At 74.5% G+C, this 14880-nt stretch carries 15 protein-coding genes; 7 read left to right on the top strand and 8 right to left on the bottom strand.

The genetic code is table 11. The features are described from left to right. Window positions 1-5: 5 nt before the first annotated feature. From AB0Q96_RS15520 to AB0Q96_RS15495, 6 genes are all read right to left on the bottom strand, one after another. The gene (locus tag AB0Q96_RS15520; protein ID WP_365325596.1) at window positions 6-797 is read right to left on the bottom strand and encodes a polysaccharide deacetylase family protein; all 792 of its coding nucleotides are present in this window, start codon (window positions 795-797) and stop codon (window positions 6-8) included. Next, a complete protein-coding gene (locus AB0Q96_RS15515) occupies window positions 712-2511 on the bottom strand; it encodes a lipid II flippase MurJ (protein ID WP_365326039.1) in 1800 nt (599 codons plus the stop codon). Before AB0Q96_RS15515 ends, AB0Q96_RS15520 begins: the two co-directional genes overlap by 86 nt. A gap of 757 nt (window positions 2512-3268) precedes the next feature. Next, a complete protein-coding gene (locus AB0Q96_RS15510) occupies window positions 3269-4600 on the bottom strand; it encodes an O-antigen ligase family protein (protein WP_365325594.1) in 1332 nt (443 codons plus the stop codon). A gap of 2 nt (window positions 4601-4602) precedes the next feature. Then, window positions 4603-6039 carry a sugar transferase gene (locus AB0Q96_RS15505; RefSeq protein ID WP_365325592.1) on the bottom strand — a complete coding sequence of 479 codons (1437 nt, stop codon included), beginning with the start codon at window positions 6037-6039 and terminating at the stop codon, window positions 4603-4605. Beyond that, entirely contained in the window at window positions 6036-7145 is a 1110-nt protein-coding gene (locus AB0Q96_RS15500) for a glycosyltransferase family 4 protein (RefSeq protein ID WP_365325590.1), read from the bottom strand. The genes AB0Q96_RS15505 and AB0Q96_RS15500 overlap by 4 nt, the downstream gene beginning before the upstream one ends. Before the next feature lies 1 nt (window position 7146). Continuing rightward, window positions 7147-8235 carry a DUF3344 domain-containing protein gene (locus AB0Q96_RS15495; RefSeq protein ID WP_365325588.1) on the bottom strand — a complete coding sequence of 363 codons (1089 nt, stop codon included), beginning with the start codon at window positions 8233-8235 and terminating at the stop codon, window positions 7147-7149. A gap of 400 nt (window positions 8236-8635) precedes the next feature. Between AB0Q96_RS15495 and AB0Q96_RS15490 the strand changes: the two genes are divergently transcribed. The 5 genes from AB0Q96_RS15490 to AB0Q96_RS15470 all read left to right on the top strand — a co-directional run bounded on the left by AB0Q96_RS15490 (window position 8636) and on the right by AB0Q96_RS15470 (window position 12222). After that, a complete protein-coding gene (locus tag AB0Q96_RS15490) occupies window positions 8636-8875 on the top strand; it encodes a chaplin (protein ID WP_365325586.1) in 240 nt (79 codons plus the stop codon). 522 nt (window positions 8876-9397) lie between these two features. Continuing rightward, entirely contained in the window at window positions 9398-9664 is a 267-nt protein-coding gene (locus tag AB0Q96_RS15485; protein ID WP_365325584.1) for a hypothetical protein, read from the top strand. A 251-nt stretch (window positions 9665-9915) separates the two neighbouring features. Beyond that, window positions 9916-11028, top strand: a complete 1113-nt coding sequence (locus AB0Q96_RS15480) for an LPXTG cell wall anchor domain-containing protein (protein ID WP_365325582.1) — start codon at window positions 9916-9918, stop codon at window positions 11026-11028. 131 nt (window positions 11029-11159) lie between these two features. Further along, on the top strand, window positions 11160-11654 hold the full coding sequence (locus AB0Q96_RS15475; protein ID WP_365325580.1) for a hypothetical protein: 495 nt from the start codon (window positions 11160-11162) through the stop codon (window positions 11652-11654). A gap of 295 nt (window positions 11655-11949) precedes the next feature. Beyond that, window positions 11950-12222, top strand: a complete 273-nt coding sequence (locus AB0Q96_RS15470; protein WP_365325578.1) for a chaplin — start codon at window positions 11950-11952, stop codon at window positions 12220-12222. A 49-nt stretch (window positions 12223-12271) separates the two neighbouring features. Here the strand turns inward: AB0Q96_RS15470 and AB0Q96_RS15465 are convergent, their stop codons facing one another. Continuing rightward, on the bottom strand, window positions 12272-13138 hold the full coding sequence (locus AB0Q96_RS15465) for a tyrosinase family protein (protein ID WP_365325576.1): 867 nt from the start codon (window positions 13136-13138) through the stop codon (window positions 12272-12274). Beyond that, complete coding sequence (locus AB0Q96_RS15460; protein ID WP_365325574.1) at window positions 13122-13559, bottom strand: tyrosinase family oxidase copper chaperone; 438 nt, start codon at window positions 13557-13559, stop codon at window positions 13122-13124. Before AB0Q96_RS15460 ends, AB0Q96_RS15465 begins: the two co-directional genes overlap by 17 nt. A gap of 149 nt (window positions 13560-13708) precedes the next feature. On the opposite strand from AB0Q96_RS15460, the gene AB0Q96_RS15455 reads away from it, so the two are divergent. After that, the gene (locus AB0Q96_RS15455; RefSeq protein ID WP_365325572.1) at window positions 13709-14212 is read left to right on the top strand and encodes a DUF5949 family protein; all 504 of its coding nucleotides are present in this window, start codon (window positions 13709-13711) and stop codon (window positions 14210-14212) included. A gap of 19 nt (window positions 14213-14231) precedes the next feature. After that, the gene (locus AB0Q96_RS15450) at window positions 14232-14879 is read left to right on the top strand and encodes a vitamin K epoxide reductase family protein (RefSeq protein WP_365325570.1); all 648 of its coding nucleotides are present in this window, start codon (window positions 14232-14234) and stop codon (window positions 14877-14879) included. The last annotated feature ends 1 nt before the right edge of the window (window position 14880 follow it).

The raw sequence follows: 14880 nt of genomic DNA, 5'->3' as shown, positions 1-14880 counted from the left end.
CGCGCTCACGACAGGACGGCCCCGGCCGGCCCGCCCTGCGCGGGGAGCACGTCGGCGGGCCGCCGGCGGCGCAGCGGGTGCAGGGCCCGTTTGGCGGTGAGCCGCCAGGAGGTGTCGGCCTCGCCGACGTGCACCCGCGGCAGGGCGAACGCGCCGCTCAGCGGGCCGGGGTCGATCGCGCAGGCGTGCCGGTAGCCGGCCCTGCGGACGGCGCGCACGACCCGGGCGTCGACCTTCCCGTACGGGTAGCAGAAGCCGTCCACCGGGTCGCCGGTGATGTCCTCGATGAGCTCCCGGCTGTGCCGGGTCTCCGCGACGAGGCCCGCGTCGTCGCGGTCCGCCAGGGCCACCAGGTCGACATGGCGCAGGCCGTGCGAGCCGATCTCCATGCCGGCGGCGGCGGCCCGCCGGATGCCGTCCTCGTCGAGCAGCGGCTTGCGCGGGCCCAGCACGTCCCAGGCGTTGTCGCCGCCGAGCCGCCCGGGCAGCACGTACACGGTGGCGGTGAAGCCGTGCCGGCGCAGCAGCGGCACCGCCGATTCGAGGAAGTCGGCGTAGCCGTCGTCGAAGGTCAGTCCCACCAGCCCGCGGGCCCGTCCCTCGGCCGCCGCCGCGAGCAGCTCCCGTACGGACACCCCGCGCAGCCCGTGGTCGCCCAGCCAGTGCAGCTGCCGGGCGAAGCGCACGGGCGAGACGGTCACCTGGTACGGATCATCGGGGCTGTCCGCGATCGAGTGGTACATCGCCACCCACAGGGGTGGCTCCGGCAGCAGTCGACGCAGCACGTCGGCGGGCATGGGGGGTCCTTCGGCAGGCGGATCGGGGGAGGGGCGGAATCTCGGGCGCCTTCGCGGCGCACGCGACGAACAGCAGGAACACGCCGATCACCACGAGCGCGGCGACGGCGACGGCGAGCACGGGCGGGCCGATCGCGACGGAGCACAGCCAGCCGGCGCCGGTGGCCCAGGCGCCCGCGGTGGTGAGCCGCAGCAGGCCCTCTCCGAGGTGGCGCACGTCGATCGGCACGGACTGCCGGTGCGCGCCGAGCAGCAGCATCACGGCGGTCACGGTGATGCCGAGCGCGTTGGCGCCGGCGATGCCGGCGGCGCCCCACAGGTGGGCGCCGACCGTCCCGGCCAGCCCGGTGGCGGCGAGCCCGGCGCCCATGGCGGCGGCCGGGTACCAGAGCGGGCGGGCGGCGGAGAAGTAGCAGCGGACCAGCGCGCCGACCATGGTCTGGCCGAGCAGGCCGAGCGCGTACACCCGCATGACGAGGGCGGTCGAGGCGGTGTCGGAGGCGTCGAACGCGCCGCGCTGGAAGAGGAGTCCGACGATCTGCGGCGCGGCTGCGATGACCGTCGACGCGCCGACGAGGACGACGACCGCGGCGAGCAGCAGGTCCCGCTCGACGCGGCGGCGGGCCGCCTCCGCGTCACCGGCCGCGAGGGCGCGGGCGATGACGGGGAAGCTGACCGTGCACAGCATCAGGGAGAGGATCATCGGCATCTGCGCGACCTTCTGCGCGTAGTTCAGATGCGAGATGGCGCCGGCCGGGAGCGGCGAGGCGAGGAAGCGCTCGATGAGGATCTGCGACTGGCGGGTGAGCGCGAAGACGATGACCGGCGCGATCATCCCGAGCACGAGGAGCCGCCCGTCGCTGGCCGGCACCGGCACCGGCTCCTCCTTCGGCACCGGCCGGGTGCGCAGTTCCCGCACCAGTGAGGGCGCCTGGAGCAGCACCATCAGGACGCCGCCGACGGCGACGCCCGCGGCGGCGGCGCGTACCCCGAACGGCTCGCGCAGGACCAGGATCGTGCCGATGATGCCGACGTTGTACGCCACGTAGATGGCGGCCGGCGGCAGGAACGAGCCGTGCGCGCGCAGGGCGGCCGAGCAGTATCCGGCGAGCGCGAACGACAGCACGCAGGTCGCCGTCAGGCGGGTGCAGTCGACGGCGAGCCGCGGGTCCGGGAGCCCCGGTGCCAGCGCGGACACCAGTAGCGGGGCGGTGGCGACGAGCAGCGCGGAGACGGCGGCGACGGCCAGGACGAGCCGGGGCAGCGTGGTCCGTACGAGGGCCCGGACCGGGTCCCCGAACAGGCTGCCCGAGCGGCGGGCCAGGGCGCGGGAGAACGCGGGCACCAGGATCAGCGCCATCGCGTCCTCGATGAGCAGCGTCGACGCGAACTCCGGCACCGTCCACGCCACGAGGAACGCGTCGGTCTCGGTGCCCGCCCCGAAGTACCGCGCCAGGATCTGGTCCCGTACGAGACCGAGGACCGCCCCGACGGCCGTGAGGGCCGCCGTCACGAACGCGGCCCGGAGCAGGAAGCGACCGGAGGACGGGGACGCCGAGGACGGGGGCGGTGGCGGGGTCTTGCGGCGTGCGTGGCGGCCGGTGCCCGTCGCCGGGGGGGCGGCCGGCGCCGACCGGGGCGTCCAGCCCCGCTCGCCGCCCGCCGTCGGGTCGGGCCGGGCGGCGGGTTCGAGCGGCCGGGCGCCGCCGGCCAGCGGCCGGCCGCCCAGCAGCGCGGTCCGCCCGTCGTGCTCCGGCAGGGGAGCCGTCTCGTGCCCGGGCCTGCGCGGTCCCCGCGTCCCGGACGGTGCCCGGTGCGCGGGACCGCCCGCGCGGACCGCCCGCCCGGCGACCGTGGCGGCCCGCGCCGCCGGAGTCCCGGCCAGGGCCCGCGCCCCGTGCCCGCGCGCCACGGCCGCGTGCCGCCGCGCCTCGGCCCCGGCGGGGCCGTCCTGCGGCAGTCCGCAGAGCAGGTCCAGGGTGTCGTCGACCGAACCACCGGCCGCCCAGGGGTCGGAGAACCCGCCCCCGGTGCCGCCGTGCGTGCCCGGAGCCCCGGGCAGAGCACCGCCGAACCCGCCGGGTGTCGCCGGGCCGGCCGGGAACCCCGTACCGGATCCGCCGGTCCCCGCCGCCCCGCCCGGGAAGCCCGTACCGGACCCGCCGGGCATCGCCGGGCCGGCCCAGGGCGCGGCCGTCCCGCCGGGCCGTGTGGCCGGACCCGCGGGGGGTCCGGTCACACCGCCCGGCGGCGGCCCGCACAGCGGGTCGCCCGAAGGGCCGTGCGTCCAGGGGTCGTGGGGGGCGGGCGCGGCCGGACCTCCCGCGGGTACGGGCGGGAACGGGCCGGCCTCGGGCGGGAGCCAGGTCGTCGTGGCGTCGCCCGGGGGCGTGCCGGGGTCCCGCGCGCCGGAGAGGGGGGCGGGCGGGACCGGGGGGGTGTCCGTCGGGTCCGGGGGATCGGACCACGGGTCACGCACGGCGCACCTCCGCCAGCGACCACCACGCGGCCAGGCCGAGGACGACCGACATGAGCACCGTGGAGGGGCCGCCGATGTCCGCGTAGAAGAAGTCGATGAGCTGCCAGGACAGCACGCCGACCGCGACCAGCGCGCAGTCCGCGCCCATCCGGCGCCGCCGCAGGGCCGCCACCAGGAGGGCCGCCCAGCTGCCCGCGAGGGCGAGCAGACCGATCAGGCCCTGCTCGCTCAGGACCAGCAGGTACATGTTGTGCGGGGACAGCAGCGGCTGGCGCTGGAAGACGGCGCCCGCGCCGGCGGTGTCGCTGCCGGAGGACAGCGCGAGCGAGGCGTTCGAGTCGCGGTACGCGGGGAAGCCCTTCAGGCCCACGCCGGTCAGCGGCTCGCTGCGCCACATCCGGCCGGCCGCCGCCCACATCGTGTAGCGGTCGGTCACCGACTGGTCGGGCGCCCCCGCGACCTGGGTGATGCTGGTGACCCGTTCCTTCACCATCTCCGAGCCGATGCCGAGCCCGCCGACCAGGACGACGCCCAGCGCGCCCGCCACGAGCGCGACCCGCCCGGCCCGTCGCAGGCCCGACAGGAGCAGTTGCAGCACGCAGGTCAGCACGGTCGCGATCCACGCGCCCCGGCTGAAGGAGAGGACGAGCGGCAGGAAGAGCAGCCCGGCGCAGACCAGTGCCGCGGTACGGGCCCGGCCGGCGGTGCCGCCCAGCGCGAGGCCGGTCGCGATGACGAGGCCGTACGCGACGACCGTCGCCATGCCCATCACGTCGGTCGCCCCGAAGGTGCCGACCGCGCGGATGTCCTCGCCCTGGTAGGAGGCGCCGGTGCCGGTCAGGAACTGCACGACGCCCACCGCGCCCTGCAGCAGCCCCAGACCGACCAGTGCCCACGCCACCACGGCGAAGTCCCGCCGGTCGCGGATCATCAGGAGCACGGCGGCCGGGACCAGCACGAAGATCTGTACGTAGCGGGCGACGCCCGGCAGGCTGGCGCCCGGGTCGTTCGAGGTGATCGCGGCCAGGCAGATGCCGAGCACGGGCAGCCCGAGGACGACGGCCGCCGCCCGGCTCAGCGGCCGGGCCCCGGAACGCGCCACCCGCACCAGGCAGACGAGGACGAGCAGCCCCGACGCCGCGTCGGCGACGGTGCCCGTACCGCCCGTGCCCCCTTGGGCGCCACCCCCGCCGCCCGGCACGAGCAGCAGGGCGATCACGGCGAGCACCGGGGACAGCGCCCCGGCCCTGCGGACCCAGTCCCGTACCCCGGAGCCGGCCGGGGAGGTACGCCCGGTCCCCGGCAGCGAAACGGCCGTCGCCATCGTCAGCTCCCCGTCGGTCGCACGAGCCCGGCCGCCGTGCGCAGCAGGATGCACACGTCCTGCCAGAGCGACCAGTGGTCGATGTAGTGGTTGTCGAAGCGGCAGCGGTCCTCGATCGAGGTGTCGCCGCGCAGGCCGTGCACCTGGGCGAGGCCGGTGAGCCCGACCGGCATCCGGTGCCGGGCCGCGTAGCCCGCGTGGACCCGGCTGAACTGGGCGACGAAGTACGGCCGTTCGGGTCGCGGCCCGACCAGGCTCATGTCGCCGCGCAGCACGTTCCACAGCTGCGGCAGCTCGTCCAGCGAGGTCTTGCGGAGGAAGTGGCCGGCGGCGCTCATCCGGTGGTCGTCGGCGACGCTCCACCGGGTCGCCGACTCCGTCTCGTCGGACGGGCGCAGCGTACGGAACTTGAGCAGCGTGAACAGGCGCCCGTTCTGGCCCACCCGCTCCTGCCGGAACAGCACCCCCGGCCCGTCCGCGAGCCGCACCGCGAGCGCGCACATCAGCAGCACCGGCAGCGCGACCGCGAGGGCCGGGGCGGACAGCGCCACGTCCAGGGCCCGCTTCGCGGTCAGCCCGCGCCGCTCGGAGACCGGCACCAGCCGGTGGCTGCCGTACCCCCACAGGTGGTCGCCCATCGCCCCCTGCCGCGGCTCGCCGCCGACCCGCCAGGTGGAGCAGCCGTAGTGCTGGAAGAGCGTCACGAGCCCGCCGTCCTCGGTGAGGAAGACGGCGTCCCGGACGGTGTTCTGGATGACCGCACGGTGGATCTCCTCGGTCGTGGTGAGCACCGGGAGCCCCCGCTCGCCGTCCGCCCGCCCGGCGACCAGGCCCACCGGCCGGATGCCGTACTCGGGGTGCTGCCCGAGCGCCGCGGCGAACCGGCGCGCCGCTCCCGGCGCCCCGACCACGAGTGCCGACCGCGGGTGCGCCCGGGCCGTCCGCCGCCGCCGCGCGTGCACGAGACCGCGCACCGTGACCACGGCCGCGACGTGCGTGCCGTACGCGCCGCACAGCCGCAGCGGGCCGATCGCGGACCCCGGGGCGTACGCGGCGACCGCGGCGGCCGTCACACACCAGGCGACTCCGGCGCGGGAGGCCAGCGCGGGCAGGTCGTCCAGCGCCCCGGTGAGCACGGCGCCCGGCCGGTACAGACCGGCCCGGCCGTCGAGCAGCACGACGAGGCCGGCGACCAGCAGCGACAGCTCCCAGCGCCGGTGCGCCGGGGACAGCGCGCAGACCGCGAGGAGGACGGCGACGGTGTCGGCCGCCAGCAGCGGCACGGTGGCGGACCGGACCCGGACCCGGACCGGGCGCCGCGGCGCCAGGGCCAGCCGGTCGGAGCCGGGGCGCGGCGACGTCAGGGAGGCGAGGCCCGCGAAGGGCGCCGTGGGCCACGGGCCCGGCGACGGAGGGACGCTGGTGCTTTCGGTAGTCACTGCGCAATCGGCTCTCTGTGCTGCGTGCACCGCACTCCGGCCACTTCGCGGTAGAGCTCCGCGACGGCCGCGCCGGTGCGCCGCACATCGAAACTGCTGAGTACGTGCTCGCGGGCCTCCCGGCCCAGCGAGCGCCGCAGCCCGGGCTCGCCCAGCAGGCGGCCGAGCGCGGCGGCGAGGGCGGCCGGGTCCCCGGGCGGGACCAGGCACAGCTCCTCATGACCGGGCGGCAGGCTCTCGCGCGCGCCGTCCACGTCGCCGACCACCACGGGCCGTCCGCTGGCCATCGCCTCCAGGGGTGCGAGCGCCATGCCCTCCCAGCGGGAGGGCAGGACGACGAGGTCGGCGGCCCGGTACCAGGGCGCGGTGTCGGCGACGGCGCCGGTGAAGCGCACCGAGGGCCCGGCGGCGGCCCGCAGCCGTTCCCCGTCGGGGCCGTCGCCGACCAGCACGAGCCGGGCGTCCGGCACGGCGGCGAGCACCTCGGGCCAGGCGGCGAGCAGCACGTCCTGGCCCTTCTGCCGGCAGAGCCGGCCCACGCACACGACGAGCGGCCCGGCCGCGTCGCGCGCGGCGGGCTCCTCGTCGGCGGGCGCGAAACGGCCCGCGTCCACCCCGTTGTGGATCACCGAACAGGGCGCCCGCACCCCGGCCGCCTCGCCGGTGCGCCGTTCGGCCTCGCTGACGCAGACGATCCGGGCCGTCCAGCGGGCGGCCCAGCGCTCCCAGCGCCGGGCGAGCGTCGCGGTCGTCCCCTCGACGGCCTCGAAGGACCAGGCGTGCGGCTGATACACCGTCGGGACCCGTCCGCGCAACGCGAGCCGGGCGCACAGCCCGGCCTTGGCGCTGTGCGCGTGGACCAGCGAGGGCCGCACGGCACGGACGAGCCGGCCGAGCTCCCGGGTCTCCCGTACGGTCCCGGGGCCGGGGTCCCGGCCCGCCCGCCAGGCGTACGTGGCGGCGCCCTCGGCCCGTACGGCCGCGGCGAGTCCGGTGCCGGGCGGACAGGCCACGGCGACCCGCAGCCCGTCCGCCAGCTGTGCGCGGACCAGGTCGGTGACGACCCGGGCGACCCCGCCGTCGCCCGGCTGGACCGCGTGCAGCACGTCAGCGCCGGGCGTCGGCCCGCCGGACGTCCGCCTGGAGGAAGAGCGCCCCGAGCCAGACGGTGTCCGTCCGGCTGCCGACGCGGATGTGGAAACGATCGGCCCCATGGCGCAGCGCCCCCCGCAGATCGAAGACGTCGGAGTCGTACCCCAGGGTGTTCTGATGAGCGGGCAGTCGTTCCATCCGACTTTTTCCCGCGTCCGTGATGCTGGAGTTCATCACGTCGTCCGCGGAATTCGCGGAATCGGAGAGCCTGCTCCGCCTGACGGTCTTGGCCCGTTCGGATTCCACCGCGAGGTAATCCCCGGAAGTCCCGCGGTCACCGTCATAGGCGACCAGTCCGAGCAGGCCGCCCGCCCCCTGGGGAATGCGGTCCTTGCCGAGCGCGAGTGGGATTCGCAGCTCGGGGTTCTTCGGACCGAGTGTTTCGAAGCCGTCCCATACGGCCAGTCGGCGCAGCGGCTCGTCGGCCTTCTCGTACGCGGCGACCAGGGTCCAGCCACCCCATCCGCCGACGGCCGAACGGCCCATCGCCACGTTGACCTGGGCGACGGTCCACAGGCCCGACCGGGACGACCGGACCAGATCGGTGACGTCGGCGGAGGCCTGGAAGGCGTCGGCGCCGTGGGCGGTGCGGTGACCGGTGGTGGTGTCGGCGAGCAGCGCCTTGTAGCGGCCGCCGGGCTCGGCGATCAGCACCCGCCCGTTGTCCTTGGGCGGCTTCTGCTCGCCGACGCGCAGGTTGCCGCCCCAGTACAGGCGGGCCCAGCTGACCCGGGCCCCGTCGGGGACCCGGAGCTCGGCACTGCTCGAGTTGTAGGTGTTGGCGTCGTCGTCGACGTCCACGTACCCCATCGTGGCGCCGTCGTTGGCCGACTCGGTGCCCAGGGTGCCCTTGGCCGAGGCGTTGGCGGCCCGGACGATGCCGCCGTGCTGGACGGCCTGGTACCGCGGGGCGAAGGCGAGTCGGGTGGCTTCCGTCGGCGGGGGCGCGACGGCGGACGCGGCCGGGAGCGCGGCGGAGAGGGCCGCGCACGACACGGCGCAGAGCACGCCCCGGCGTACGGCATGAACCGCTGAATTCCGCATACAGGTTCTCCGCTTTGATGAGAGAAGGAAGGGAAGACCCGTGTAGACCGGGAGAGAGGAAGGTGTCGTCCGCGCAAAATGCAAGAACGCGTGACGGGACCGGAAGCAACGTTCGGGAACGTTATAACCCCCACGGCGGGCGATAGTAAGCATTAGATGCTCGCAAACGCGAACTTCCGTACCCTTACGGCCGGTTCGTCGTTGTGCGTGTTGCCCCTTTTCAGGTCCGGTCACTCGAATGACCCTCCTATGGCCCAAAGATCGGTTGAACGTCACCCGTTCGGGAGAGCAACCGATGAATTGCCTGGGCGTTGTTGAAGGAGCCGGGCTGAACCGTCCGCGCCGACCTCGCAGTCGCAGCAGTTCCCGTCGCTTCCCATCGATCGAGGAGATCCTCTTCATGTCCCGTATCGCGAAGGCCGTCGTCCTGTCCCTCGGTGCCGCCGCCGCCGTCGCCGGCACCGCCGGTGTCGCCGCCGCCGACGCCGGTGCCGAGGCCGCGGCCGTGGGCTCCCCGGGCGTGCTGTCCGGCAACGTCGTCCAGGTCCCGGTGCACATCCCGGTCAACGTCTGCGGCAACACCGTCAACGTGATCGGCCTGCTGAACCCGGCCTTCGGCAACACCTGCATCAACGCCTGATCTCGCACGCCGGATCGTGGTCCTTCCGAGGCCGGCGCGCCGCCCCCGCCAGGGGTGGCGCGCCGGCCTTTCGCCGTCTGCTCACTGGGTGGTGACTCGTTCGGACGCACCCCTGTGCGCCGTCCGGTGCAACGGCGTACGCCCCTGGGAGGGGCAGGCCGGGAACGGGATTCACCCGAACGGAGACGTGGCGCTCGGTAGTTCTGCGGTCGCGGACCGCTATACCCGCAGGCACGGTGGCGGGGGAGTCGTCCCGCCCGCGAGGGGAGCGAACGCGTGTACGCCTCCCGGCCGCGCGTCGTCCCGCCGTCGGATCTGCCGCCCGTAGGTCGGTCCATCGGTAAATAACACCGGCCGCATCATTCGGGTGCAGTGTCGAGAAATCCCCCCTCCCGGAGTTTCCGGGGAGCGCACGCCTCGTTACAGAAGGCAGAACGACGCACGGGAATCTCTCAAGAAGCCTGTGCGGCAAGTGAGTTGCTTGCGCCGACACATGTACGCCAGAAGGAAGGACCCTCATTCATGAAGCCCACCAAGGTCGCCGCGGTCATCGCCGGTTCCGTCATGGCCCTGGGTGTCGCCGCGCCCGCGATGGCCGCGGAGTCGATGGTGCCCTCCAGCCTGGACGGTGGCCTCGGATCGCTGACCAGCTCCGGTCTGAAGTCGGACGCGCTCAGCAGCACCACGGACGGCTCGCCCGTCCAGAAGGTGACCGAGGCCGCGGGTCAGCTGAACAAGGCGAGCAAGGGTGCGACCGGCCTCCTCGGCGGCCTTCCGCTCGGCGGCTGACCGGCTGACGGACAGTCAAGCCACTGTGCTGTGACGGGCCCTGGCGGACCTTCCCCGCCAGGGCTTTCGGCTGCCCTGCCCTTGGGTCCGATTGAATGATTTTCGGATCATGTGTCGCGTCGGGTCGATCGCGCGCGGTGCCGGCTTCATACGCTCTCGCCATCCCCACGCAGACGGACGGCGGGGAACGCGGGCCGGTCGGAGCGAGGGGGGATCCTCGCCGGCTCCTCCTTTCCCAGAGGAAGAGCGGAATGCGACCCATCATCACCAGGAAAATGCTCACCATGGCGGCGGCCACCGGCCTGCTCTCGCTCACCGGCGGCTTCGCCCTCGCGGCGAACTCCGCCCTCGCCGCGGGGGACGCGCCCGGACCCGGCGCGGGGACCCACGGCCGGATGCCCGCCGCGGCCGAGGTCTGCGGCGACCACGCGCACCTCGGGTCCATGGGCGCCGCCGTCGCCGACCTGTGCGCCAAGGCGGTCCACTCCGCCGCCGACGACCCCGGCGGCTACGGGGACGACGGGCAGGGCGGCTACGGCGACGAGGGCAACCCGCCCGGTGACCACCCGACTCCGCCGGGGGACCACCCGACCCCGCCGGAGGACCACCCGACCCCGCCGGAGGATCACCCGACTCCGCCGGGGGACCACCCGACCCCGCCCGGTGACCACCCGACCCCGCCCGGCGGCGAGACGACCCCGCCGCCCACCCACCCGGACGAGCCGGGCGACTGCGAGTACGGCCACTCCGGTCCGGACTGCGGCCCCGGCACCCCGCCGCCGACCCACCCGGACGAGCCGGGCTGCGAGGACGGCGAGACCGGGCCCTGGTGCGAGCCGGGCGGCGGGACGACCCCGCCGCCGACCAACCCCGACGAGCCGGGCTGCGAGCCGGGTGACACCGGGCCGGGCTGCGAGGAGCCCGGCTGCGAGCACGGCGGGACCGGCCCGGAGTGCGGCCCCACCACGCCGCCGGCCACCACACCGCCCGCCACCACTCCTCCGGCCACCACGCCGCCCGCCAGCACCCCGCCGCCCACCAACCCCGACGAGCCGGGCTGCGAGGACGGCGAGACCGGCCCGGACTGTGTTCCCACCACTCCTCCGGCCACCACGCCGCCCGCCAGCACCCCGCCGCCCACCAACCCCGACGAGCCGGGCTGCGAGGACGGCGAGACCAGCCCGGACTGTGTTCCCACCACGCCGCCCGGCACGCCCGGTCACCCCAGCGGGCACCCGCACCTCCCCGACACCGGCGGCGACTCCGCCGCCCTCATGGGGGCCGCCGCGATCAGCGCCGCCCTCCTCGTCGGCGGCAGCGTGATGTACCTGCGCGGCGGCCGGCTGGTCCGCGGCCGGCACTGAACCGCCCGAGCGGCACGCCGCGCTGACGCCACGTCAACCAGGGTCCTCACCGGTCACCGGTGAGGACCCCCGGCGTTGCTGCACTCAGGGGAATTGCGTCACGTTCCCCGCCCGGAACTCGTTTGCAGGACATGAATCTGCGATCTCACGTCGGCCTGGGTCTCCTGGCCACCGCCCTCGCGTCCGCGGCCCTGTCGACTCCCGCCGTCGCCGACGCGCCCGTGGTGGTCCCGCTCCAGGGCCTCGACCCGGTGATCCCGATGGACGCCCCCACCATCGAGACCGGCGTCCCCACGCCCGTACCGGGCGCGCCCACCGGCTTCCACGAGGGCGTCGGCAGCCTGCCGGACCTCACCCTGCCCCGCATCCCGCTCGACAGCACCCTGTCGAGGACCGACATCGCCGCCCCGCTGCCCGAGGTGCTCAGGGGCAGCGAGCCCGGCACGGCCGAGCTCTCCAGCCCCCGGGCGGAGATGAAGGCCGTCACCCCCGGCGCCACCGTCGGCAACGCCCTCCGCACCCCGCAGGCCGGCGGGATGCTCCCGGGGCTCACGGCGCCCGAGGTGGGCCTCCTCACCCCCGCGCTGAACGGCGCGCTGGACCCGCAGCTGGGCCTGGCGCCGTAGCCGGCCGGACGGCGTTCGTTTGTACGACCTTTGATCCGGCGGGTGAAGACACGATTCTTCCCGCCACCCGAGGGATCTCCGCTCGTTGCAGGTGAAGGCTTGTCGCATGGCCGCGGCCCGCGGGTCCCGGTCCGTCCCGTCGTATCCGACGGCGGGCGGACGGGTGATCTGCGGGCCATTTCCCCCGATGTGGTTTCCGTTCGGCTCAATGGCCGTGACCTGCAAGCCATTTCGGCGTTGAAGAACCACGTGACCGTGATTCTCGCGGTCGCATTCCACGTTCAAGGAGTTCTTGATGTCTCGCATCGCGAAGGCTGCCGCTGTCCTCGCCGGCACGGGCGCCGTTGCCCTCAGCGGAGCCGGCCTGGCCGTCGCCGACTCCGGCGCCGAGGCCGTCGCCGCCCACTCCCCCGGCGTCGCCTCCGGCAACGTCGTGCAGGTCCCGGTCCACGTGCCGATCAACCTCTGCGGCAACAGCGTCAGCGTCATCGGCCTGCTGAACCCGACCTTCGGCAACCAGTGCGCGAACGTCGACGGTCACCACGGTGACGGCGGCTACGGCGGCTGAACCCCGGCCCCGACAGCGTCCCCCCGGCCCGAGGGCCGGGGGGACGCTGTCATGCGTAGCGGTAGACGCCGCTGTGGTCGAGCAGCTCCGCCGGGGTCACGTTCCACGGGCCGAGCCGCTCGTTCAGCGAGGCGACCCGCCGGTACTGCGGATCGCCCAGCGGCGGCGGGTCCTTCGGCAGATAGCCCGCCCCCGGATTGCGCTGCTGCCAGCGCGACCAGAGCAGGTCGACGAAGGCGTGGTGCAGCCAGAACACCGGGTCGTTGACCGAGGCCCCGCCCAGCATCATCCCGCCCACCCAGCGGTGCACCCGGTTGTGCACCCGGAAGCGCTCGTTGCCCTGACCGCCGGACCAGCCCTCCATCCGGTTGCGGAAGCCGGACGCGCTGGTCGAGTTCCACGGCGCCACGTCGTACGCCCGCTCGCCCATGACCTCCTCGACCTGCGCGGCCGTCGGCAGCCCGATCGGATCGCGCGGGCGCCCGAAGTCGCGGGTCAGGAAATTGCCCTCGGTCATGTTCTGCCGGACCGTCCAGCGGCCGCCCGCGTACGCGAAGGGGCCGGTCATCACCTGGAAGTCGCCCCGGCGCCCGTTGCCGCCCATGAAGTCGTCGCTCCACAGGGAGGCGGCCGGGGTGCTGTCGCGGGTCCAGTCCCAGTACGGCACGGTCACCGCCGGGTCGATCAGGCGCAGCGCCCGCTCGAACTCCAGCAGGAACTTGCGGTGCCAGGGTAGGAAACTGGGGCACATGTGCGCCTCGCGCCGCTTGCCCTCGCCGTCGGCGACGTAGTGGTCGATGTGGGTGCGGACGAAGTCGTCGTACTTCCCGGTCCGCTTGAGTTCGAGGACGGCGGCGACGAACCGCTTCCGCTCGGCACTCGTCAGATCGCGCTGGTTCTTACGCGTGTACGCCACGCGGGCTCCCTCCCGGATGGGCGCCGTGGGCGGCGGCGAGCCGGGAGAGCGGGGCGGACCCCAGCTCGTCCACGGCCGCGCGGACGGCCGCCAGCGGCGTCGGACAGGACTCGTAGTGGTCGATCGGGGTGACATAGCCGCCGTCGGCGCAGCGCATCAGATGGAGCGGCCGGCCGTCGACGAGGGCCAGCGGTTCGCCGCCCGGACCCGGACGGCCCTGGATGCGCCGTCCGGCGTACATCTCGTCGAAGGCGACGCCGACGGCGGCGGCCGGGCCGGGGCCGGGGCCCGCGGCGAGCGGGCCGGAGCCGGTGGGCCGGTCCCGGCCCGTCGTGCCGATCCGGGCCAGCGCGCCGCCCGTGAAGGCGGTGACGGCCAGCGCGAAGAGGGACCGCAACGCGGTGCGGCGCGGGACGATCATGAGCGATCTCCTGAGGTCGGCTGATGCCCTCTGGGCACAACGATGTAAACCGCGCTTCGTTGCGCCGGAAAGGCCGACGGAGGGAATGTCGGCCGAATGAGTGAATTCGGCGGAGGGCAAAGGGTGTTCGTCCCCTAGCATCCGGATCCATGACCACTTCCAACGTCCTGCCGACGGAGCACAGCGCCCATACGATGGGCACGCTCACCGTCATCTCGTGGACCCTCGGGCCCACCGACGACATGCCCGCGACCCCTTTCCTGATGGTCTATTCGCTCGGTGACGGCGAGCACGGCCGGGAGGCCGGCGAGGCGGAGCTGCGGGCGACCCTGGAGGGCATGGGCGTGCCGATCGGCGGCATCGTCGTCGACGCCGGCCAGGAGCGGGGGATCGGCGCGCACCTGCTCGTCGAGGCGGAGCGGGCCGTGCTCACCCTGCCGTTCATGAACGCGCAGTGCCCGGTGTCGGCGGACTGGCAGGCGGCGGCGTACGAGACGGGTCACGTCATCGTGAAGGTGCCGGTCGTGCCGTGGGCGGACGCGGAGCCGGGCGCGCCGGTGGACGAGGAGCGCCTCAAGGCGTTCATCTCCGCCGACGAGGTCGTGCGGAACTCGGGCCACGTCGCGGTGCCGGTGAGCCGGATCCAGGGCTGAGCGGAGAGGGGGCGGCGTCATGGCGACGGTGAACGTACGGGGAGCGGTACCGGAGCAGCGGCAGCGGGAGGGCGAGCGGACGGGCGGAGCGGGGTACGGCGCGAGCCGGGCCTTCGCCTGGATGCTCATGGTGACGGGCGCGGCGGGCGTGCTGGCCGGCTGGGTCATCACGATCGACAAGTTCAAGCTCCTGGAGGACCCGGGCTTCCAGCCGGGGTGCAGCCTCAACCCGGTCGTCTCCTGCGGCAACATCATGAAGAGCGAGCAGGCCGCGGTGTTCGGGTTCCCGAACCCGATGCTGGGGCTCGCCACGTACGCCGTGGTCGCCGCCGTGGGCGCCGGGATCCTGGCCGGCGCCCGCTACCGGGGCTGGTTCTGGCTCGCGCTCAACGCGGGGATGCTGTTCGGGGTCGGCTTCTGCACCTGGCTGATGTACCAGTCGCTGTACGAGATCAACTCGCTGTGCCTGTGGTGCTGTCTGGCCTGGTGCGCCACGATCACCATGTTCTGGTACGTCACCGCGCTCAACGTGCGGGAGGGGACGCTGCCCGCGCCGGCCGCCGTGAAGGGCTTCTTCGGGGAGTTCGCCTTCGCGCCGCCGGTGCTGCACATCGGGATCATCGGGATGCTGATCCTGACCCGCTGGTGGGAGTTCTGGACCAGCTGAC

The sequence above is a fragment of the Streptomyces sp. NPDC093111 genome, from assembly GCF_040683955.1.
Taxonomy (GTDB): Bacteria; Actinomycetota; Actinomycetes; order Streptomycetales; family Streptomycetaceae; genus Streptomyces.
Note: the sequence above shows the minus strand (reverse complement) of the source record. Positions and strands in the feature narration are given on the sequence as shown.